Raw genomic sequence first — 21,421 nt, 5'->3', positions numbered from 1 at the left:
CTCCGGCCCAGAGGCCGCTGTGAGCCGTCAGATCACGTAGGATCGGAGAGGCTCGAAGCCGTTGAAGGCGACCGCCGAGTAGGTGGTCGTGTAGGCGCCCGTGCCTTCGATCAGCACCTCGTCGCCGATGGTCAGCGACAGCGGCAGCGGATACGGCGCCTTCTCGTACATGACGTCGGCCGAGTCACAGGTCGGGCCGGCGAGCACGCAAGGGCTCTTTTCATCCGCGTCGCGGGCCGTCACGATCGGGTAGCGGATCGCCTCGTCCATCGTCTCGGCGAGGCCGCCGAACTTGCCGATGTCGAGGAACACCCAGCGCACATTGTCGTTGTCGGCCTTCTTCGAGATCAGAACGACTTCCGACTTGATGACGCCGGCGTTGCCGACCATGCCGCGACCCGGCTCGATGATGGTCTCCGGGATGTTGTTGCCGAAGTGCTTGCTCAGATACTCGAAGATCGCCTGGCCATAGGCCTGCGCCGCGGGCACGTCCTTGAGGTAGCGCGTCGGGAAACCGCCGCCCATGTTGACCATGCCGAGCATGATGCCTTCCTCGGCGAGCTTGGCGAACACCATCTTGGCGTCGGCCAGCGCACGGTCCCAAGCGGTCAGATCGGTCTGCTGCGAGCCGACGTGGAACGACACGCCATAGGCGTCGAGCCCGAGCGACTTGGCAAGGCGCAGTACGTCGACAGCCATCGCCGGCACGCAGCCGAACTTGCGCGACAGCGGCCATTCGGCACCTTCACCATCGGTCAGAACGCGGCAGAACACGCGGGCGCCGGGCGCGGCGCGGGCGACTTTCTCGACCTCTTCGACGCTGTCGACGGCAAACAGGCGGATGCCGAGTTCGAAGGCACGCGCGATGTCGCGCTCCTTCTTGATGGTGTTGCCGAACGAGATGCGCTCGGCCGGCGCGCCGGCATCCATGGCCATCTCGATCTCGGCCACCGAAGCGGTGTCGAAGGACGAGCCCATGCCGGCAAGCATGCGCAGGATTTCCGGCGCAGGGTTTGCCTTCACGGCATAGTAGATCTTGGATTCAGGCAGGGCCTTCTCGAAGGCGCGGAAATTGTCACGCACGACATCGAGGTCGACGACGAGGCAGGGGCCGTTCGGACGGCAGGTGGCGAGGAAGTCGAGGATGCGCTGAGTGGCCATAGGTCTCTCCATTCGCGCGGACGCCTCCGCGCAAAGCTCAAGCAGCGGGAGCGGTCGTCCCTCGACCGGTCTGTCCCGCAGTGGACAAAGTGCATGACGACTGCCCACGAGTCCGGCCTGTGGAGATCCCGGAACCATGAACGCGTTGTCACGCGGCGGTGAGCGAACGCCTTGCGGCGACTGCTCGCTTTGTCTGCCTTGGCTTGGATGGGAGACCCGTCCGCACTGCCGGCAATGAAGGTGTGCCTCTTCAGTAACCCCGGCTTATGGACAGCCGGAAGAGAACCAGAAAGGCCCGCACCGTCGTTGCTTCAAGACGTCCTCGGATCGGCGGTTGGCCGCTGAACCGACCGGGCTCGTTACTTCCCGGGTACCGTCCCGAAATCCTCGCCATTCGAGGTTCGGGGGACGCCCACAGGCACGTGCGACTTTGGGCAAGCGGGGATATATGCACCTCGTCCGTCACAATCAATCGAAAATCGGACCCCGGCTTGAAAAATTACGTTCATCGAACAATGCTGCCGGGATCGTACACAGGTTTCAAACAATGCTCGTGACGTCCGATCCTTTCAACGCTTTCCTCGATGTTCCGCAAACCACTGTTCCCAATAAGGAATCCGGCAGTCTCGCAGGCCTGCGCCTCGCGGTGAAGGACATCTACGACGTCGCCGGCTTCGTCACCGGTTGCGGCAACCCGGATAGGGCGGCCAAGGGCCATCTCGTCGAAAGGACCGCCCCGTCGGTGCAGTTGATTCTCGAAGCCGGCGCGCGATTCGTCGGCAAGACCCAGACGGACGAACTTGCCTTCTCGCTGATGGGCCAGAACGCGCACTTCCCCCACCCGATCAATCCTGCCGCTCCCGACCGCGTCACCGGCGGCTCGTCATCGGGCTCGGCCGCCGCCGTCGCAGCCGGCCTTGCCGACATCGCCATCGGCTCCGACACCGGCGGCTCGATCCGCGCACCTGCCAGCTTCTGCGGCCTCATCGGCTTGCGCACCACCCACGGGCTGATCTCGCTCGACGGCACGATGAAGCTCTCCCCGAGCCTCGACACGTTCGGCTGGTTTGCCCGCGACATCGACGTCTATGAAACTGTTGCGAAGGTTCTGGTTGCCAAGGACACGCATGGCGGCAGTCTCACCCGGCCGATCAGGCTCGAGGCGCTCGACGCCCTGCCGTTGGGCGAAGCCGAAGCTTCCGAATACGGCCGCATGTGCAAGCTGGCCGAAAAGGCCGTCGGTACGATCTCGACCGCAGCTCCGCTCAGCCAGTCCTCCGACGAGCTCTACTGGAGCTTCCGTCGGATCCAGGCTTACGAGGCCTGGCAGAAGCATGGCGCCTGGATCGCGTCCGGCGACCGCCATCTCGGCCCGGGTGTCAAGGATCGTTTCGAATTCGGCCGCACGATCGAGTTGGCGACCTATGCCGCCGAGACGGAAAAGCGCGGGCGGTTCCGCCGGGAACTTGCCGGCCTGCTCGGCGACGACGGCATCCTGGTGATGCCCACCGTGCCGGGCGCAGCCCCCATGGCCGACGGCACCAACGACGACCTTCTCGCCTATCGCGAGCGGGCGCTACGGCTGCTCTGCCTTTCGGGCCTGTCGGGCTTCCCGCAGATCACACTGCCGTTCGGCAAGGTCGATGGCGCCCCGTTCGGCCTGTCGCTGCTCGGCCCCGCCGGCAGCGACCTCGCACTCGTGCAACTGGCGCGCAAGATCCTGGAAGCTTCCGGCAAGTAGAAATCCGGGGCAAACTATCGGCCACATCCCGTTCCGCTATGTCCACCAGTTCGACCTCGACAAGGATGTGGACCTTCTCGAACTGCCCACCAGCAACCTGATGGGCTGGATGTTCGGCGATGTCGACACCCTGGTCCTGACGATGAGCAAGAAGGATCTCGCGGCAGGCCGGTTCGACGCCGTCAGGACCCAGGTCTCGAACTGAACCGTCCCGCCAACGCGCCTGGCACGACAGCCTCCACCTCATGACCCTTGACCCCCAGGTGTGAACAATCCTAGCGTCGTCGTAGCCAATTTTTGAACGAGACCGCAGGCACCATGGACACACTCACCCGGATGCGCGCCTTCATCGACGTGGTCGAGGCCGAAGGCTTCTCTGCCGCGGCGCGCAAGATCGGCCGCTCCAAGGCGCTGCTGTCCAAATATGTGCGCGAACTGGAAGACGAGCTTGGTGCGCTTCTGCTCAACCGCACGACGAGGCAGTTTTCGCTGACCGAAGCCGGCCACACCTATTATCGCCGCGCCTCCGAGATCATCCGCGAGGTCGACAGCCTGGCCGATGCGGTGCGCGAATCCTCAGGCGACGTGCGTGGCCGCGTCAAGCTGTCTGCGCCGCGCACCTTTGCCGACGCACCCATCGGCCATTCGCTGATCGACTTCGCCAAGGAGCACCCCGACATCGTGCTCGAAATCCACCTCGATGACCGTTTTGTCGACCTGGTGGAGGAAGGCTTCGACCTCGCCATCCGCATTTCCAGGCTGGAGAACTCGTCGCTGATCGCCCGCCGTCTGGCGCCCTTCGGCATCAGGCTCTGCGCCTCGCCTGAGCTGATCGCGAAATACGGCATGCCGCAGCGCCCGACCGACCTCGCCAACATCCCCTGCATCATCGACACCAACGGCCGCTGGCTGTCCAACTGGCCGTTCACCAGCGATACCGGCGACACCATGACCGTTTCGGTAAGCGGACCGATGGAAGTCAACAGTCCCATGGCGGCGCGTGCTGCCGCGGTCGCCGGCCTCGGCTTCGCCATACTGCCCGACTTCATCGCCGCACCCGACATCGAGGCGGGGCGGCTGGTGCCGGCTCTCGACGACCGCCGTCTGTCAGGCGGCGGCATATTCGCCGTCTACCCGCACCGGCGCTACCTGCCCGCCAAGATCCGCGTTTTCGTCGACTTCCTGGTGCAATGGTTCAAGGTCAACCCTTGCGACCATCTCAAGCAGTGAGGCACCCGGTCCCACTTTCGCCCGCTTTCTGGTAACTGTCGGCACCACTCGAATTCCGGACCGACAGCGCGATGATTCTGAACACCCGAACCGCGATGCTCGCCGCTTCTGCGGCGGCATTGCTGGCCATGACGATACCGGCCAGCGTGCACCCGCACGTCTTCGCCGAGGCGCGGCTGGATGTCATGCTCAATCCCGACAAGACGGTGAAGTCGCTGCGCCACCTCTGGCGCTTCGACGACCTGTTCTCAAGCACAGTGCTGATGGAGTTCGACAAGAACTCCGACCTCAAGCTCGATGACGCCGAACTGGCCGAAGTGTCGAAGACGGTGTTCGAATCCATCGGCGAATTCAATTACTTCCAGGTGGTGACTTCAGACGGCAAGGACGTGGCGATGAAGCCCCCGGCCAACCTCATGGCCACCTTCGAGGACCAGCAGCTCATCATCCTGTTCGAGACCGAGCCGAAGGAGCCGCTGAAGCTCTCCGGCAAGCTCGACTTCGGCGTCTACGATCCGACCTTCTATACGGCAATCGACTTCACCGACGACGCCAACATGACGGTCGCCGACCTGCCTGCGAATTGTACGCGACAGGTGATCCGCCCCGATCCGGACCAGGCCATCGCCCAGAACCAGGCGAGCCTGACCGAAGCCTTCTTCAACGATCCGGCCGGCACCGACATGAGCAAGATCTTCGCCACCAAACTGGAATTGAACTGCAAGGCCTAGGGGTGACCAAGTGAAGAAGACGACCGTCCGCGTGATTTTCGCGCTTCTCGCCATCAGCTACGTGCTCAGCCATTTTTCCGGCCTTGCCCATGCGCAGAGCTCGCTCGGCATCGGCACCAACGAGGCGACCGTGCCCTCGACCGGCCTGTTCGCCGGACTGCTCAACTGGATCAACCTCCACCAGCAGCAATTCTACCGGTCGCTGACGGGGGCGCTGAAGGCGATGCGCGACGGCGGCGGCGGCGTATGGGTGCTGGTCGGCCTGTCCTTCGCCTACGGCGTCTTCCATGCCGCCGGGCCTGGCCATGGCAAAGCGGTCATCTCGTCCTACATGCTGGCCAACGAAGTCGCTCTGCGCCGCGGCATCATGCTGTCCTTCGTCTCGGCCTTCCTCCAAGGCCTGACGGCGATCGTGCTGATGACGCTCGTCTTCCTGGTACTGCGTGGCACTTCGGTGTCGATGACCAATGCGACATGGTTCCTGGAAACGGTGAGCTACGCGCTGATCGCCGCCTTCGGCGCCTGGCTGCTGTGGAAGAAGCTCAAGCCGATGGCCTTCGGCCTGGCAGGTGTTGCCCCTGTTCACAGTCTGTCGGCTGCCCACGCGCATGGCCATGATCACGACCACGCCACTTGCGGTCATGACCACTCGCACGATCATCATGAGCACGCTCACCATGGCCACGATCACCACGGCCACGCTCACGTCGAGGGCGAAGTCTGCTCGACCTGCGGGCATTCCCATGCGCCTGACCCCAGGATGTTGGAAGGCAAGCATTTCGACTGGAAGACGGCATGGTCGGCGGTTGCCGCCGTCGGCATCCGCCCCTGCACCGGCGCGCTGATCGTGCTCAGCTTCGCCTTCCTCAACGGCCTCTGGGCCGGCGGCATCCTGTCGGTCCTTGCCATGTCGCTGGGAACGGCGATCACCGTCTCCGCACTCGCCATCATGGCCGTCACCGCCAAGAACTGGGCGGTTGCCGTTGCCGGCAACGGCCGCGCCGGCAACCGCATCCACAATGCCATCGAGATCGGCGGCGCCGCCCTGGTGATGCTGCTCGGCCTGGTGCTGCTTGCGGCCAGTCTCAAGGCCTGAGCCGCACATGAAAATGCCGGCCATGGCGTGACGCCGGCCGGCAACGATCCTGTCATCAAGGCATGAAAAATCCGCCCTGGAGTTGCGGCTGCCAGGGCGGAATTTTTGCCACGTACCGCGTGGCTCGGGTTGTTACATCGTGGTCTTCTTTGCAGCCGGAGCAGCGGCCTTCTTGTGCTTCTTGTGGTGCTTGGCCTTCTTGTGATGCGGCGCCTTCTTGTGATGGACAACCTTCTTCACCATCGGGGTGGTCGCGGTCGTCGCCTGGCCGGCGGCGGGAGCAGCAGCGGTCGCGCCAGCAGCGTTTGCCGAGCTGGCGGTCAGCACGGGCGCCGAGAAGGCCAGGGCAACGGCAAGGCCGAGGGCGGTCAGGAGAGGCTTGTTGGTGGTCATGTCCAGTTTCCTTTTGCACAAGGGGGCTGTCAGGAGAGTGCCGATCAGGGTTCGATCGGCTGCACTCCAAGCATCTTCAGCGCTGTCGCATAGGCGCGGATGCCCTGGGCCTGCTGGTTGCCGGCACAGAATTTCATCGCCTTTTTCTGAAGAGCTTTTGCTTCGGCGGCCCGTTTCGCCTCGGCATGTCCGGTGATTTCGTCAGCGAATTGCTGCTGCAGCTTGTTGCAACGATCGGTCCGGGTGATCGTGCCTTTCGTCTGCGTCGCGGCATCGGCAGCACCAAGCGAAAGCGCTGCGAGCAGTACGATCGTCGAACTGGTCACAAGTTTCCGCATTTCGGTTCCGATTTCCTCAACCACTGAAGCAGTGAGGCTGTTATCGCCGACCGGCTTGTCGGCCGTTTTTCCGGTTTGCAGAGTTTTGTTTCTGGATTGTAACAGCCGGAATTCTGTGCGCCCCGGGCGCGAGTTCACTGGTCAATTCGGGCTGCGGACCTTATTTTGCCAATGTCCGAAAGGATGCCGTGCAGCGCAGATGCGGAAACAGATGAATTGAAAGCCGACGCCCACATTCTCATCGTCGACGACGACAAGGAGATCCGCGACCTGCTGCAGGAGTTCTTCCTCAAGCACGGCATGCGCGTGTCGACGGCCCGCGACGATGACGAGATGCAGGCTGCACTGCGCCGCGCGCCCGTCGACCTGATCATTCTCGACGTCATGCTGCCGGGCAAGAGCGGCCTCGATATCTGTCGCGACCTGCGCACGCACTCGAAGATCCCGATCATCATGCTGACCGCCGTCACCGAAACCATCGACCGTGTCGTTGGGTTGGAGATGGGCGCCGACGACTATGTGCCGAAACCCTTCGATCCCCGGGAGCTTCTGGCCCGCACCCGTGCCGTCCTGCGCCGACCCAGTGCTGCGGGCACCACGCACCGCCCGGTTCCGCAGCTGTTCAAGTTTGCCGGCTGGGCGCTCGACGCATCGCGCCGCAGGCTGCTGCGGCCCGACGAGGTCCGCGTCGAGCTGACCACCGCCGAGTTCAACCTGCTGCACACGCTGGTTCGCAGCGCCCAGCGCGTGTTGAGCCGCGAACAGCTTGTCGAATTGTCCAATCAGAACGGCGACTACAGCTACGACCGCAGCGTCGACATCCTCGTCAGCCGCCTCAGGCGCAAGATGGAAGACGACCCGCGCTCGCCGAAGTTGATCCTGACCGTGCGTGGCGGCGGCTACCAGTTCGTGCCCGAGGTGTCAGCCGAATGAAGTGGCTGCTTCCCAGGTCCCTGCCTGCATGGGTCCTGCTGATCGTCATTGCCGGCCTGCTCGCCATCCAGGTCTCGACGCTCTCGATCGTCTCGCGCGAGCGCATAACCTCCAACAACATGCTCGACCTGTTGCGGCTCAACGACCGGGCGCTGTCGTTGACCAAGCTGATGTATGCGGAAAAGCCGGAGGATAGGACGCGTATCGCCGCCGGCCTGTCGGTGCCGCCGCACGTGCTGACGACCACCGATTCCTCCGCCATCACCTCGTCCATCCCGGTCGACGACGAGATGGCCGAGCTCGAGGACATCATCGTCGGCCGCCTGTCCAAATATGGCGTCGAGGAAGCGCGGGTGCGCCGCGAGAAGGCCAAGGCCGATGCCGGCCAGCATACGTTCCAGCCGGAACCCGACATGGGCAATGTCGAGCGCGAGCTCGTCGACCTCTCCTCCGACTTCACCACCACCGACACATTCATCGTGTCGATCGAGTTCAAGGACGGCCAGTGGCTGAACTTCACATTGAAGGCGACGCCGCTTAGCCCGCTCCTCAACATCGACAGCCTGCCGCTTTATGGCTCGGTCGCAGGCCTTGTCGTGCTTCTATCGATCTGGGCCCTGCGCCGGCTGACAGCGCCTTACCGCGCCCTCGAACGTGCTGTCCGCCGCATCGGCGACGATCTCAAGAGCCCGCCGCTGCCTGAACATGGCAGCAGCGAATACACCTCCGCCGCCCGCGCAGTGAACACGATGCAGGCGCGGCTGCGCGAATATGTCGAGGACCGCGAGCTGCTTGCCGCGGCCCTTGCCCACGACCTCAGGACCCCGCTGACGCGCATCCGCCTGCGCCTGGAACTGTTGCGCAAATCCCCGTTGCGCGCAGCCCTCATGCAGAACCTGGCCGACATCGAGGCGATCTCGTCGTCCGTGCTCGACTTCGCCACTTATGAGGCAAGAGGCGAGGCCCCGGAGCGCATCGACTTCTGGTCGCTCGTCGATTCCATCGCGGACGCCAACCCCAACGTCACCTTCGACGCGGCCCGTAAGCATGCACGCGGCCTGATCTGCATGGGCGAGACGATCGCGCTTCGCCGATGCATTACCAATCTGGTCGAGAATGCCGTCAAATATGGCGGCAGGGCGCGGCTGTCGCTATCGCATGACGAAAGCCGGGTGCTGCTCGCCATCGACGACGACGGCCCCGGTATCCCCGAGGCGCAGCTGGAAACGATGTTCCGGCCGTTTACCCGCATCGAAGGGTCGCGCAACCGCCAGACCGGCGGCTTCGGCCTGGGCTTGACGATCGCCCGCAACATCGCCCGCCGCTTCGGCGGCGAGGTGACGCTGCGCAACAGGCCCGGTGGCGGATTGAGGGCGGAACTGGCCATGCCCATGGCCAGCGGCGCACAGGCACGCGCCGCCGAGTAGGATCATTTCAGGAAAGGTTTGACGCAACTTTCCGCGAGGAATTTGCGCTGGACCAAAAGACGAAGCGTGGCGCGAAAACGCGCCGGTCTCAGTTGCCGCTGTTGCGCTGGTTGCGCCCGCGCAGCCAGAACACGCCGAAGAAGGCGATGACGAACAGGACGGCGATGGCGCCAGCGGCAATGGTCGAATAGTTGCCGACCGCCAGCATGACCTTGGGCATGAAGAAGGCGGCGAGGCCAAAGACGATCATGATCCAGGCTGCTGCCACGGCGGCATTGCGGGTCTTGGTGTCCATCGGCTGTGCCTCGGCTGTGGTGCTGCGGACGATCCGCTGAGGTCCGCTTCATAGCGCCCAATGTCAGGCCCGCCAACAGCAGACGGCGGGCCTGTTGTCGCACAGGGCCTGGGCTCAGGCTCCGAAATCGGCGCGATAATCTTCGAGCCGGCGTTTCTGCTGGCCTGCCGCATCGAAGTTGGCGGGATCGAGCCAGGCTTCATAGGCCTGCTTGAGTGCCGGCCACTCCGTGTCGATGATCGAATACCAGGCGGTGTCGCGGTTCTCGCCCTTGGCAACCATATGCTGACGGAAAATGCCTTCGAATTTGAAGCCGAAACGCTCGGCGGCACGCTTGGAAGGCTCGTTGCGGTTGTTGCACTTCCATTCGTAGCGTCGATAGCCGAGGTCGAAGATGTAACGGGCGAACAGGAACTGCGCTTCGGTCGCAGCGGGTTTTCGCGCGACGATGTCGCTCCAGTAGATGTTGCCGATCTCGATGGCGCCATGAGCCGGATCGATGCGCATCAGTGTCTGGCGGCCGGCCATCTTGCCGCTCGCCTTGTCGATGACGACGAAGAACAGCGGGTCTTCGCTTGCCGCCGACTTGTCGAGCCAGGGCTGGAAATCGGCCCGCGTGCCGGGTTTCGTGTCGAACAGCCAGCGGAAGCGGCCCTCTGCGTCCTCGGCCGTCGCCATCTCGAACAGCCGTTCGCCGTGCTTTGCCGCATCCAGCGGCTCCAGCCGGACATAGCGGCCATCAAGGGCAACGCGCTCGGGGCGCGGCCGTGGCTTCCAATCCTCAAGGTTCCCGGACAAGAATTCCTCCAATGTGTTTGACATCTCGGGCCTCACTCTCGCAAGAATCCAAAGACATCGACAGAACCAGACGGATGCCCGCAATGCTCCAAACGATTGCCGCCTTCGACCGCCTCGGCGAAGAGAACGCCTTCGCCGTACTCGCGCGTGCGACGGCCCTTGCCCATCAGGGCCGCGACATCGTCAATCTCGGCATTGGCCAGCCCGACTTCCGCACGCCCGAGCACATCGTCGAGGCGGCGATCAAGGCGCTGCGCGATGGTCACCATGGCTACACACCTGCCAACGGCCTGCTGGTGACGCGCGAAGCCGTCGTGCGGCGAACGCTGGCCACCACTGGCGTCGAAGTGTCGCCCGAAAGCGTCATGATCATGCCCGGCGGCAAGCCGACCATGTTCGCCGCCATCCTGATGTTCGGCGAACCAGGCACCGAAATCCTCTATCCCGATCCGGGCTTCCCCATCTACCGGTCGATGATCGAGTTCACCGGGGCAACGCCGGTGCCGGTGCCGATGCGCGAGGCCAATGGTTTTGCCTTCTCGGCCGAGGAAACGCTGTCGCTGATCACACCCAGGACGCGGCTTCTGATCCTCAATTCACCCGCCAATCCGACCGGCGGCGTAACCCCGTGCCAGGAGATCGAAAAGCTGGCCAGGGGACTGGAAGCCCACCCTCACGTCGCGATCATGTCGGACGAGATCTACGACGTCATGACGTATGACGGCGAGCGCCACACCTCGCTGCTTGCTTTCCCCGAAATCCGCGACCGGCTGATCGTGCTCAATGGCTGGTCCAAGACCTGGGCGATGACCGGCTGGCGCATGGGCTGGTCGATCTGGCCAAACGGGCCCGAAAGTGGCCGGCTCTACGACAAGGTGCGCAAGCTTGCGGTCAATTGCTGGTCCTGCGTCAACGCGCCGAGCCAATATGCCGGCATCGCCGCCATAGACGGACCGCAGGACGACGTCGGCGCGATGATGCGCGCCTTCGACGCCAGGCGGAAGATCGTCGTCGCAGGGCTCAACGCCATCGACGGCATTTCCTGCATTACGCCCAAGGGAGCTTTCTATGCCTTCCCCAACATCGAAGGGACCGGCTGGCAGGCCAAGGAGCTGGCGTCGGCGCTGCTCGAGGAAGCCGGCGTGGCGCTGATCGGCGGCCCCGACTTCGGCATCCTCGGCGAAGGCTACATCAGGCTCTCCTACGCCAATTCGGAGGAGAACATCCTGCGCGCGCTGGACCGGATCGAAGCGTTTCTGGCGAGGTAACGGCAGCAGCCTCGCCGCCGCTCCTGGCTAGGCAGTGAGTTTTCCGGATCGATAGGCCGCCAGTCCCGGAATGATCCGCGGAACCTGGCGGGCATAGTCGTCATACTCCGGGAAGGTTGCGCGCAGGATCGCTTCTTCATTCAGAATGCGGCGATATTGCAGTCCACACCAGGCCGCAAAGAGCAGTGCCGACCAGACGGACCAGCCGCCGAGGGCTGCTCCCAGCGATGCCACTGCCTCGGCAGCGTAGAGCGGATGCCGGACGATTGAATAGGGTCCCTGCACCACCAGATGGCGTGCCGCGGCCATGATCGAGAACGAGCGGCCAAGATGGATCGCACACCAGATCGACAAAATCGTGCCGAGCGTAGCGAGGCAGGCGGCGGCGATCATGATTTCCGGCGCCGGATCGCCTGTCGGCACCACGGCGAGGAACATCAGGCAGAAGGTGCCTGCGATGGCCGTAACCCTTGGCTCTATGCCTGCCGATACATTCTTCGGCGCGCGACGTATGACCGTCAGAAAGACGATCAGCGTCAGAAAAGCCAAACCTGAAATCCGGCTTGCGAGCAGGAATGGCCAGAGATCGATCTGGTCGCGAAGCAGGACAGTCTGAACGATGGTGTGCGCCTGCTTGATCGCCAGATAGAGAAAAATCGCGATCATCAGGCTCTTGCCAAGCAGGTCTTCCAGACGACTGGTCATTGCTTGTTGTCTCCAACGGCTGAGGCGAGGCCCTTCGGCCGCGGCCTGTTCGCAACGAACGGATAGGCGAGCTGTTCGTGATAGACTGTCGGAACCGCGTCGTTGGTTCCATATTTGGACGGCATCCTGTCAGGCATGTAGAGCGTGCCGCCGATGGCATCCAGGAAGGACAACTGTCCTGAGAAGTTCTTGTCATAGGCCTGCCGCTCGTTGGCATGGTGCCAGTGATGGAACTGCGGCGACGCCACGATCCATCTGAGCGGGCCGAAATTGATCCGCACATTGGAATGAATCAGCAGCGCCTGCCATTGATAGATCAGCACATAGATGCCGATGGCCGCCGGTGAGAAGCCAAGCGCGAAGATAGGCAGGTAGGACGCAGACTTGGTCAACACCTGGTCGATCGGGTGCACCCGATGCGCCGCCAGCCAGTCCATCTCCTCGATGCTGTGGTGGACCGCGTGGAACCGCCACAGGAAGGGGAATGCGTGAAAGGCGCGGTGCGCCAGGTAGAAGCCGATGTCGGCGACAACGATCACCTCGATCGCCTGCAGCCATACCGGCTGCGACTGGACCAGTTGGCCGACACTGTCCGGGATCAGATATCCGATCAGGATGAGCGCTCCACCGACCACGACGAGCAGGCCGGCCTTGATCAAAATGCCGTTGAAAAACATGTAGAAGGCGTCGTTCAGCCAATGGCTGCGCAACGTCTTCTGCTCGTGACGGTGCGGGATCAACGCCTCAAGCGGTATGAAGATGAGCGCAATGACAAGGAGCGCCTTCAGATCGATAAGATCTGAGAACTGCCAGCTCATCCCAACCTCCGTGATCGACCGGGGGATTAGGCATGAAAACCGCTACCTAGAGGTTAAGGACGAACGACAGACTCTCTGAAGTTGTTCACCCCCGCCCGACATACGGCATCTTCGTCGCCATGACCGTCATGAACAGCACATTGGCGTCGAGCGGCAGACCGGCCATGTAGACCACGGCCTCGGCGACGCGGGCAACGTCCATCACCGCTTCCGCCGCGATCGAGCCGTCGGCCTGCTGGACGCCGACGGTCATCGGCACAGCCATTTCGGTCAGCGCATTGCCGATGTCGATCTGGCCGCAGGCGATGTCGAAGGGACGGCCGTCGAGCGCCAACGTCTTGGTCAGGCCGGTGATCGCATGCTTGGTCGCGGTGTAGGGCACCGAGCCGGGGCGCGGGGCATGGGCCGAGACCGACCCGTTGTTGATGATGCGTCCGCCCATAGGCTCCTGCCGCCGCATCGCTGCGAATGCAGCTCTCGAGCAAAGGAACGAACCGGTGAGATTGACCGCCACCACCTCGTTCCAGGCCTCGACCGGGATCTCGTCGATGGTCGAAGCCTTGTAGCCCATGCCGGCATTGTTGAAGAGCAGGTCGACGCGGCCGAAGGCTTCGGTGATGGTCTCGAACATGTCGTCGACCTGATCAGGCTTGGTCACGTCGCAGACCACCGCAAGCGCGCGTGCGTCGGTCTTGCCGGCATCCGTTATGGCGTCGTCGAGCGCGCGCCGGTTGCGGCCGCAGAACACGGTGTTCCAGCCATCGCGGAGCAATGCAGTAGCCACCGCCTTGCCGATGCCCTTGCCCGCGCCGGTGATCACCGCGACCCTGTTGCTCGACATGGCTGCCTTCTCCCCTGCCCGCATCCGGCCCGACGACCGTCACGATGTCAGTAATTTAGCGCGCCGCCGGAAGCAAACCAGTTTGGCCGAGAAAGACCATATGCTGGGAATGGGAACTGGAGCAGTTTGTCGCTCACAGAAAAAGGGCGGTCATTGGCGACCGCCCAGTTTTTCATCGAACCGTGCTTGGGAGGAGGAGAGCCGATCCGAGTAAGAAAAGGATGCGCCTGCTCGGTTAACAAATCCTTAACGCGAAAAATCGCCTTCTAAGGACATTCCGGCGCACCCCTGAAGCGCCTACCAGCGCGGATTGACGCTCGGGTTGGCGCTGGGTGCGGCCGGTGCAGCAGGCACCTTGACGCTCGAAACCGTCGCCTCGATGTGGTCGACCAGCGCGTCCGGCAACTGCAGGCGGCCGGCGAGCAGATCGAGATAGCCGCGCTCGGCGCGGGTGTCGGGATCGATGGCAAGACGCGAGGCCGTGTAGAGCTCGACCTTCTGCGCCTCGGTCTGGGCGGCAGCGACGATGGCGTCGAGATCGAGCGGCGAATTGAGTTCTTGCATCAGGAACTGCTCGGCATCGGAGCCGATGCCCGAAAGGCTGAGCTTGTCGCCGATCTTCTTGCGCTCGTCTTCGTCGATATGGCCGTCAGCCTTGGCGGCGGCAATCATGGCGCGGATCAGCGTCAGCGCGAACTCGGTCTCGCCCTGCGGTGCCTGTGAGGGATGGAAAGAATCGTTGGACGGCGGCGGCAGAAGCTGCGGCTCGGCATCGGGTGCGGCAGCGGTCTGCTCGGGAGCATTGCCGGCCTTGTAATTCTGGTAGGCCTTGTAGGCGAGCCCGCCTATGGCAGCCAGCCCGCCGACCTTCAGCGCGGTGCCAGTGACCTGACGGCCGGCACCGGTTCCGAGCAGCACGGCGACCAGCGCGCCTGCGGCCAGCGGATTGTCCTTGGCAAGCTGGGTCGCCTGCCCGGCCTTGTCGCGCACGGTGGAGTCGGTGCCGGGAATCTTGGAGCCGAGAAGATCGTCGAGCAGCTTCTTAGGGTCGAACATATGTGCCTCCGGTTGTGACTGTCGCGTTGAGGTAGGCGGACGATCGCGACATTACAATGACGCCGGCCGAATTGGCGAGCGTCGGGGCACGATGCTCCAGGTCAACTGCCGATGTGGCGGCCCTGACCGCGTTTCTCTGCAAGTTCTACTTGCTTGTGGCGCTCGGCATAGCGGGCGCGGTCCTCGTCACTGCGCGCCTCGAAACAATGCGGGCAGGACACGCCGGCCTGGAACTTCGGCGACAGCAGTTCCTCGGGCTTCAGCGGATGGCGGCAGGCACGGCACAGTTCCGCCTCGCCTTCTGCCAGGCCATGGGACACCGACACGCGCTCGTCGAAGACGAAGCACTCGCCTTCCCACAGGCTGTCTTCGGCAGGCACATCCTCGAGATAGCGAAGGATGCCGCCTTTGAGATGGAACACGTCGTCGATGCCGAGTGACTTCACATAGGCCGTCGCCTTCTCGCAGCGGATGCCGCCGGTACAGAACATCGCCACCTTCTTGCCTTCGAGCTCGCCGCGATGCCCCTCCACCCAGGCTGGAAACTCGCGAAAACTCTTTGTCTGCGGGTCGACGGCACCGGCAAAGGTACCAATCGACACCTCATAGTCGTTGCGCGTGTCGATCACGATGGTACCGGGGTCGGAGATCAGCGCGTTCCAGTCGGCAGCGGCGACATAGGCGCCGACGCTGCCGAGCGGGTCGATGCCCTCGACGCCCATGGTGACGATCTCGGTCTTGAGCCGCACCTTCATGCGATGGAACGGCATCTCGGCCGCACTCGAATACTTGACGTCGAGCCCGACGAATTCCGGCTGCTCGTTGAGAAAGGCGATCAGTTCCCCGATCGCGCCTTCGGTGCCGGCAACCGTGCCGTTGATGCCTTCCGACGCCAGCAGCAGCGTGCCCTTGATGCCGCGCGCGCAGCAGAAGGCGGCAAGCGGCTGGCGCAGCGTCTCGTAGCGCTCCAGCCGGCAGAAGCGGTAGAGGGCGGCGACGCGAAAAAGCGGGGCGGGCGTGGAAAGGGTCATGGCGGCAGGCACTAGCGCCTTGCCTCGCTTTTTTCAACGCAAGACGGAAAGTGAAAGGATTACAATCGCTTGATGATTCGGCTCCGCACGCGCTGGATGGCCGGACCGCAAAAATTGCCACGCTGCTTTTCCACGCCTGCCAAAACCGGGCCGAATGGCAGTGGCTCAACGGAGGCAAGGCGCATGTTCAGCAGGCAGACGGCGGCGGAAATCGAAAAGGCGGCGAAGGAATTCGGGCTCGAGCCGGCGGCGCTGCTCGCCATTGCCGAGATCGAGAGCGCCGGCCAGGTCTTTGCCAAGGTCGAAGGTCGCAACGAGCCGCTGATCCGCTTCGAGGGCCACTATTTCGACCGGCGCCTTACCGGTGACAAGCAGGATCACGCCCGCGCCGCCGGCCTCGCCTCTCCCAACGCAGGCGATATCGCCAATCCGCGTGGACAGGCGGCGCGCTGGCAATTGCTCGGCCGGGCCGCTTCCATCGATCACGGTGCCGCCTATGAATCGACCTCCTGGGGTCTCGGCCAGGTGATGGGCGCGCACTGGCAATGGCTGGGTTTTGCCGATGTCGACGCATTGGTGACCGAGGCGCGCTCGGGCGCGGCGGGCCAGGCCCGGCTGATGGCGCGTTACCTCGACAAGGCCGGGCTGACGGACGCACTGAACGGACACGACTGGGAGGCCGTCGGTCACGGCTACAACGGCCCCGGCTTCCGCAAGAACAACTACCATGTGAAGCTGGCCGAGGCGTATCGGCGGCAGATCGACGGTCCCGCCCCCGGCGACCAGACCATGAATGTCGGTTCGCGCGGCGAGCTCGTCACCGAGTTGCAGGAGGCGCTGGTGATGCTCGGCTACCCCGTCGACACCGACGGCATCTTCGGCCCGGGAACCGGAGCAGCGGTCAAGAGATTCCAGACGGACCATGGATTAACGGCTGACGGCATCGCTGGCGAGCGCACACAGGCTGCCATCCGCAAGGCGCTGGGCGGCGAAGGCGGAGGTCTCTGGTCGAAGCTGCGCACCTGGCTCTTCGGCTGATACGGCCCGCATCATCGTGTCGCTTACGGTGCTCGTGGACTCGTCGGAACACGTCTGTTAAATCGGTTGAAAAATCCACAGAGGTAGACTGCCATGACCAGCAAGACCCAGAAACTGCTTTCGCTGCTGGATGGCCAGCCGGTCATCCCGGTGCTGAAGATCGACCGTGTGGACGACGCCGTTCCACTGGCGCGTGCCCTGGCCCGCGGCGGCCTGAGGGCCATTGAGATCACGCTGCGTACCCCCGGGGCGCTGGAATGCATCCGCCGCGTCGCCGCCGAAGTCGAGGACTGCATCGTCGGCGCCGGCACCATCCTCAACGCCCGCCAGTTCGACGAGGCTGTTGCGGCGGGTTCGAAATTCATTGTCAGCCCAGGCCTGACCCGCGAGCTGATCGCGGCCGCAGCGCCGAGCGACGTGCCGCTGCTGCCAGGCACCATCACTCCCGGCGAGATCATGGGTGCACTTGAGGCCGGCCTCGATTTCCTGAAATTCTTCCCGGCAGAGCAGGCCGGCGGCGCGCCTTTCTTGAAGGCGCTGTCCTCGCCGATATCGGACGTGAAGTTCTGCCCCACCGGCGGCATCTCGGCCAAGAACGCCAGGGATTATCTCAGCCTGCCCAACGTCGTCTGCGTCGGCGGCTCCTGGGTTGCCCCCGATGACATGGTCAAGGCAGGTGATTGGGCCGGCATCGAGGCGCTTGCCGCCGAGGCGAACACGCTGCGCAAGAACTGAGGCCAGCCCCTCTCCTCCCGTTGGGAATGGAGACCGGGACGTTCCAGACGAAAAAGCCGCGCTGCATCCAGCGCGGCTTTTTCATGCGTGTCCGGAACGTCGGATCAGTTGGTCGGGAAGCGGGCCACCGAGAGGAACTTCACGGCGTTGCCGGTGAAGCGATGGGCGGCGCTCGCCTGGTCGTTGCCCTGCTGGAAGCCAGCCGTATAGACTTCCTTCGGCGCAGTGCGGACCAGATTGTAGGCAAAGCCCGGAGCCTTTGTGTTGGTCGTCACCGTCACCACCTGCTCGCCGCTGCGCAGCGCCCAGCGGGCGGCATCGGGGGCGGCGGCAACCACGACCGGCTTCGGTTCGGGCTTGGCTTCCTGGGCGACAGGGCGCGATGCCTTGCGCGTCGTCTTGGCCGAGGTGCCAACCGCGTCAGCGGCGGGCGCGGACGTCATCACGGCAGCCGGAGCAGCAGCAGGCGCCGGCTCGTTGAACACCGAACGCGGCTCAGGCTGGGCCTCGGACAGGGCCGCGACCGAATATTCGCCCTGTGCGGTGTCGTCCTCGGTCGGGATGTCGTTGGCGGCGGCAAGTGCTGCCTCGACCGACATGCCCTGCGGACGGGAGGACGGCAGCGGCATCTTGGCATCGGCCGCCATGGCCGGAGCATCGTCGCTTGCCAGTGCCATCAGTACGCCGCCTTCGGCTGCGGGCTTGAGCTCGGCCGGCGGCGTGTAGTTCGGACGCCAGCTCGGCAGCGGCACATTGGCTGCGATCTGCTGTTCGACCGGGCCTGCCTGAGCGTCGAGCGGTGCCGAGGCTGCGCCGAACGGCACGTTCTCGGGCGCTGCCATGGCAACTTCCGTCGACACTTCGGCCTGCGGCCGCGGTGCGCTGAGCGGTAGCGGCACGCTGCGCGACGGCAAGGCGGCGATGATGGTCTCAGGCGCGTCCTGCGCCGGTGCCTGGTCAGCCATTTGCGGCAGTTCGGCACGCTGGGCGTTTTCAGGCGCGACGATGGCAATGCCCGGAAGCGGCTTGGCCGGCTGCGCGGACGCCACCTGCGTGGCCGGAGCCCTGGTCTTCGGGGCCGGAGCCGCCGCGGTATCGCCGTTGTCCTCGTCCTCGTCGGCACCACCGCCGAAGAGCGCTGCAAACAGGCCGCCGCTGCGCTTGGCAGGAGCTGCACTGGCGAGCACCAGGTCGCCGCTCGACTTGCGGGCCTGGTAGGAAGCAAGCGCCTGCTCGAAGCCGGGCAGCGGCTTGCCGTCGGACGGCACGTGCAGCGTCTTGCCGTTCGGGAAGACGGAGACCAGTTCCTGGCGGCTCATGCGCGGCCAGTGGCGCACATTGCCCACGTCCATATGGACGAAGGGCGAGCCCGAACGCGGGTAGTAGCCGACGCCGCCTGCCTGCACGCGCAGGCCGGCGTCGCGCAGCTTCTTCAGCGGCACGCCGGGAATGAAGAAGTCCATGGCCTTGCCCAGCATGTGCTGGCTCTTCTCAGCCACGCCGGCCGAGCGGCTGCGCAGCATCGAGTTGGTTGCCGGCGAGCGATAGGCGGAAACGATGTAGATGTAGTCGGTGGCGCCGACCGAACGATAAGCCTCCCAGACCACGTCGAACAGACGCGGATCCATCCTGGTCGGCTCGTTGCGACGCCAGTCGCGCAGGAACTGATTGAGCTTCTTGAGGCCGGCCGGATCGTACTTGCCATTACGCTTGAACGTGATCTCAGCCTTTTCACCCGTGTGGGTGTAAAAAAGCTTGAGTGTCCGCGTCTCGGCGGAGGCCGTGGCCTGGGAAGCTGTCAGGAAACCAAAACTCAGCATCGCGGCTGTAAGCCACTTTTGCCATGCATTCGATTTCGAGTGACGCCCTTCGGTGTTCTCGATCCTATTCAAATCAAAAGGCCCTGTTAGGCTGCCATCTGTCCCCGGATTTGAAGCCCGGACACGCTGTTGGATTCGCGTCCGAATATCGATCCTAATGGTTAATCACTGCTTATTGAAGGCGAAATGCGGTAACACCGTGGCGATATCCCAGCAAAATGGAATCGCCGCATTTCTTGGTAAACCGCTGGTTTATAGAGCTAAAATAACGCTAAAGAAAAGGGCCTCGCGCCGCAGGCAATGCGGCACGCAAGCGACACGCAAGCTTTAATTCGGAACAAACCGGAAAAATCGCGTCAGGACGCAAGCCGTTCGGCGCGACCCGTATCCGGATCGATTCCATATTCCTTAAGCTTACGGTACAGCGTCGAGCGACCGATTCCCAGTCGCCGCGCGACCTCGCTCATCTGGCCGTTATAGTGCTCGATGGCGAGCCGGATCATCTCGAACTCGACATCGGCCAGCGTCCGCACATTGCCGCGCTCGTCGAGCGCCCGAAGCGTACCCGGCCTCGCCTTCTCGACAGCGGACGGGGCTGCCTGAGCCGCGGCGCCGTCAGCTTTTGCTGGTGCAGCCGGCAAAACCCTGTCCGTACCGCCGAGATCGACAACACCTTCGACCTGCGCCCGGATCTGCGGAAACTCGTCTTCGGTCAGTACGTCGCCTTCCGACAGGACGCAGGCGCGGAACACCGCATTTTCCAACTGTCGGATGTTGCCCGGCCAGTCATATGACTGAAGCAGCGCCAGCGCATTCTCCGAGATCGCCGGCACCCGGCCGCGTGGACTCGCAGGTGCGACACGCGAGATGAAATGGCCGACGAGCAGCGGAATGTCGTCGCGGCGCTCACGCAGCGGCGGCACGAAGATGGGATAGACGTTGAGGCGGTAGAACAGGTCTTCGCGGAACTTGCCGTCCTTGACCTGCTGCAGAAGGTTGCGATGCGTCGCCGAGATCAGTCGGATGTCGATCTTGACCGTAGAGCGGCCGCCCACCGGATCGACCTCGCCTTCCTGCACGGCCCGGAGCAGCTTGACCTGCACGTCGAGAGGCAGGTCGCCGATCTCGTCGAGAAACAGCGTGCCATTGTTGGCTTCGACGAACTTGCCGGTGTGTTTTTCGGTCGCGCCGGTGAACGAACCCTTTTCATGGCCGAACAGGATGCTTTCGACCAGATTGTCGGGAATGGCGCCGCAATTGACGGTGACGAACGGCTTCGAACGGCGCTCGCCGGACCCCTGGATGGCGCGCGCCACCAGTTCCTTGCCGACGCCTGACTCCCCCTCGATCAGGATCGGGATGTTCGAGGCCGCCGCTTTCTGACCGAGCCGGATCACGCGGTCCATCGCTGGACTGCGCGTAACGAGATCCCGGAAGGTCAAAAGTCCGCTGCCACGGCGCACCGTGCGCCGCACGGTGTCCTCGACCGCTTCGACTTTCAGCGCATTGGTGATGGCTGCCTGCAACTTGTCCGGCGATGCCGGCTTGACCACGAAGTCGAAGGCGCCGTTGCGCATCGCCGACACCACCGTGTCGATGCCGCCCTGCGCAGTCTGGACGATAACCGGAACGTCGATGCCGCGCTCGCGCATTGCCTTGAGAACGCCGATGCCGTCGAGGCCGGGCATGGACAGGTCGAGGATGATGACGCCGATGTCGCCGCCACGCGGACCGTCGAGCACCTGCAGCGCCGCCTCCCCGCCATCGGCGGCGATTGCGGAATGACCGAACTTGGTCACCGCTGCGTCGACGAGGCGTCGCTGTACGGGATCATCATCGACTATGAGAATCGAACCTGCCATGAATGTCCGGAATACGCCCGTTGATACCGTTTGGATGTGGATCATCCTGGCACAGGGTCCTAAATAAGGTTTCAAAAAAGCCGGTGAACGAATCCCTTACGGCG

General features: G+C 63.7%; 22 protein-coding genes. 10 read left to right on the top strand and 12 right to left on the bottom strand.

Annotated features, from left to right (window positions below):
* Positions 1–27: 27 nt before the first annotated feature.
* Positions 28–1,161 (bottom strand): ornithine/lysine decarboxylase, encoded by a 1,134-nt coding sequence (gene odc2 / locus NDO48_RS12395; protein WP_267321549.1) that lies wholly within the window; start codon positions 1,159–1,161, stop codon positions 28–30.
* Positions 1,162–1,708: 547 nt separating this feature from the next.
* Between odc2 and NDO48_RS12390 the strand changes: the two genes are divergently transcribed.
* The 5 genes from NDO48_RS12390 to NDO48_RS12370 all read left to right on the top strand — a co-directional run bounded on the left by NDO48_RS12390 (position 1,709) and on the right by NDO48_RS12370 (position 5,959).
* Positions 1,709–2,902 carry an amidase gene (locus tag NDO48_RS12390; RefSeq protein ID WP_267321548.1) on the top strand — a complete coding sequence of 398 codons (1,194 nt, stop codon included), beginning with the start codon at positions 1,709–1,711 and terminating at the stop codon, positions 2,900–2,902.
* Positions 2,903–2,969: 67 nt separating this feature from the next.
* Positions 2,970–3,107, top strand: a complete 138-nt coding sequence (locus tag NDO48_RS12385) for a DUF1963 domain-containing protein (RefSeq protein WP_018429301.1) — start codon at positions 2,970–2,972, stop codon at positions 3,105–3,107.
* A gap of 113 nt (positions 3,108–3,220) precedes the next feature.
* Complete coding sequence (locus NDO48_RS12380; RefSeq protein WP_026227470.1) at positions 3,221–4,132, top strand: LysR family transcriptional regulator; 912 nt, start codon at positions 3,221–3,223, stop codon at positions 4,130–4,132.
* Between the two features lie 71 nt (positions 4,133–4,203).
* On the top strand, positions 4,204–4,863 hold the full coding sequence (locus NDO48_RS12375) for a DUF1007 family protein (protein ID WP_018429303.1): 660 nt from the start codon (positions 4,204–4,206) through the stop codon (positions 4,861–4,863).
* A gap of 10 nt (positions 4,864–4,873) precedes the next feature.
* Complete coding sequence (locus tag NDO48_RS12370) at positions 4,874–5,959, top strand: nickel/cobalt transporter (protein ID WP_018429304.1); 1,086 nt, start codon at positions 4,874–4,876, stop codon at positions 5,957–5,959.
* Positions 5,960–6,091: 132 nt separating this feature from the next.
* Here the strand turns inward: NDO48_RS12370 and NDO48_RS12365 are convergent, their stop codons facing one another.
* The gene (locus NDO48_RS12365) at positions 6,092–6,352 is read right to left on the bottom strand and encodes a hypothetical protein (RefSeq protein ID WP_018429305.1); all 261 of its coding nucleotides are present in this window, start codon (positions 6,350–6,352) and stop codon (positions 6,092–6,094) included.
* A gap of 44 nt (positions 6,353–6,396) precedes the next feature.
* A complete protein-coding gene (locus tag NDO48_RS12360; RefSeq protein WP_245262212.1) occupies positions 6,397–6,828 on the bottom strand; it encodes a hypothetical protein in 432 nt (143 codons plus the stop codon).
* 78 nt (positions 6,829–6,906) lie between these two features.
* Here NDO48_RS12360 and NDO48_RS12355 point away from each other — a divergent pair, with 78 nt between their 5' ends.
* Together NDO48_RS12355 and NDO48_RS12350 are read left to right on the top strand one after the other, a co-directional pair.
* The gene (locus NDO48_RS12355) at positions 6,907–7,623 is read left to right on the top strand and encodes a response regulator (protein ID WP_267321547.1); all 717 of its coding nucleotides are present in this window, start codon (positions 6,907–6,909) and stop codon (positions 7,621–7,623) included.
* Entirely contained in the window at positions 7,620–9,050 is a 1,431-nt protein-coding gene (locus NDO48_RS12350) for an ATP-binding protein (RefSeq protein ID WP_267321546.1), read from the top strand. The genes NDO48_RS12355 and NDO48_RS12350 overlap by 4 nt, the downstream gene beginning before the upstream one ends.
* An 88-nt stretch (positions 9,051–9,138) precedes the next feature.
* Here NDO48_RS12350 and NDO48_RS12345 read toward each other — a convergent pair whose 3' ends face one another.
* Together NDO48_RS12345 and NDO48_RS12340 are read right to left on the bottom strand one after the other, a co-directional pair.
* Positions 9,139–9,345 (bottom strand): hypothetical protein, encoded by a 207-nt coding sequence (locus NDO48_RS12345; RefSeq protein WP_018429309.1) that lies wholly within the window; start codon positions 9,343–9,345, stop codon positions 9,139–9,141.
* 114 nt (positions 9,346–9,459) lie between these two features.
* The gene (locus tag NDO48_RS12340) at positions 9,460–10,143 is read right to left on the bottom strand and encodes a GNAT family N-acetyltransferase (RefSeq protein ID WP_026227473.1); all 684 of its coding nucleotides are present in this window, start codon (positions 10,141–10,143) and stop codon (positions 9,460–9,462) included.
* Between the two features lie 83 nt (positions 10,144–10,226).
* On the opposite strand from NDO48_RS12340, the gene NDO48_RS12335 reads away from it, so the two are divergent.
* Positions 10,227–11,411 carry a pyridoxal phosphate-dependent aminotransferase gene (locus tag NDO48_RS12335; RefSeq protein ID WP_267321545.1) on the top strand — a complete coding sequence of 395 codons (1,185 nt, stop codon included), beginning with the start codon at positions 10,227–10,229 and terminating at the stop codon, positions 11,409–11,411.
* 27 nt (positions 11,412–11,438) lie between these two features.
* On the opposite strand, the gene NDO48_RS12330 is transcribed toward NDO48_RS12335, so the two are convergent.
* From NDO48_RS12330 to NDO48_RS12310, 5 genes are all read right to left on the bottom strand, one after another.
* Positions 11,439–12,116 carry a methyltransferase family protein gene (locus NDO48_RS12330; RefSeq protein WP_267321544.1) on the bottom strand — a complete coding sequence of 226 codons (678 nt, stop codon included), beginning with the start codon at positions 12,114–12,116 and terminating at the stop codon, positions 11,439–11,441.
* The gene (locus NDO48_RS12325) at positions 12,113–12,934 is read right to left on the bottom strand and encodes a sterol desaturase family protein (protein WP_267321543.1); all 822 of its coding nucleotides are present in this window, start codon (positions 12,932–12,934) and stop codon (positions 12,113–12,115) included. Before NDO48_RS12325 ends, NDO48_RS12330 begins: the two co-directional genes overlap by 4 nt.
* Positions 12,935–13,019: 85 nt before the next feature.
* Positions 13,020–13,775: an SDR family oxidoreductase gene (locus NDO48_RS12320; RefSeq protein ID WP_267321542.1), complete on the bottom strand. Its 756-nt coding sequence runs from the start codon at positions 13,773–13,775 to the stop codon at positions 13,020–13,022.
* Between the two features lie 297 nt (positions 13,776–14,072).
* Positions 14,073–14,831 (bottom strand): tellurite resistance TerB family protein, encoded by a 759-nt coding sequence (locus tag NDO48_RS12315; protein WP_267321541.1) that lies wholly within the window; start codon positions 14,829–14,831, stop codon positions 14,073–14,075.
* 101 nt (positions 14,832–14,932) lie between these two features.
* Complete coding sequence (locus NDO48_RS12310) at positions 14,933–15,862, bottom strand: rhodanese-related sulfurtransferase (RefSeq protein ID WP_267321540.1); 930 nt, start codon at positions 15,860–15,862, stop codon at positions 14,933–14,935.
* A gap of 183 nt (positions 15,863–16,045) precedes the next feature.
* Here NDO48_RS12310 and NDO48_RS12305 point away from each other — a divergent pair, with 183 nt between their 5' ends.
* Both NDO48_RS12305 and NDO48_RS12300 read left to right on the top strand, forming a co-directional pair.
* Entirely contained in the window at positions 16,046–16,900 is an 855-nt protein-coding gene (locus NDO48_RS12305) for an N-acetylmuramidase domain-containing protein (protein WP_267321539.1), read from the top strand.
* A 93-nt stretch (positions 16,901–16,993) separates the two neighbouring features.
* Positions 16,994–17,635 (top strand): 2-dehydro-3-deoxy-phosphogluconate aldolase, encoded by a 642-nt coding sequence (locus NDO48_RS12300; protein ID WP_018429319.1) that lies wholly within the window; start codon positions 16,994–16,996, stop codon positions 17,633–17,635.
* A gap of 104 nt (positions 17,636–17,739) precedes the next feature.
* On the opposite strand, the gene NDO48_RS12295 is transcribed toward NDO48_RS12300, so the two are convergent.
* Together NDO48_RS12295 and NDO48_RS12290 are read right to left on the bottom strand one after the other, a co-directional pair.
* Positions 17,740–19,455 (bottom strand): DUF882 domain-containing protein, encoded by a 1,716-nt coding sequence (locus tag NDO48_RS12295; RefSeq protein ID WP_018429320.1) that lies wholly within the window; start codon positions 19,453–19,455, stop codon positions 17,740–17,742.
* A gap of 356 nt (positions 19,456–19,811) precedes the next feature.
* The gene (locus NDO48_RS12290; RefSeq protein ID WP_267321538.1) at positions 19,812–21,317 is read right to left on the bottom strand and encodes a sigma-54-dependent transcriptional regulator; all 1,506 of its coding nucleotides are present in this window, start codon (positions 21,315–21,317) and stop codon (positions 19,812–19,814) included.
* Between the last annotated feature and the right edge of the window lie 104 nt (positions 21,318–21,421).

Origin of the sequence: Aminobacter sp. MET-1, assembly GCF_026521175.1 — a bacterium.
GTDB lineage: Bacteria > Pseudomonadota > Alphaproteobacteria > Rhizobiales > Rhizobiaceae > Aminobacter.
Note: the sequence above shows the minus strand (reverse complement) of the source record. Positions and strands in the feature narration are given on the sequence as shown.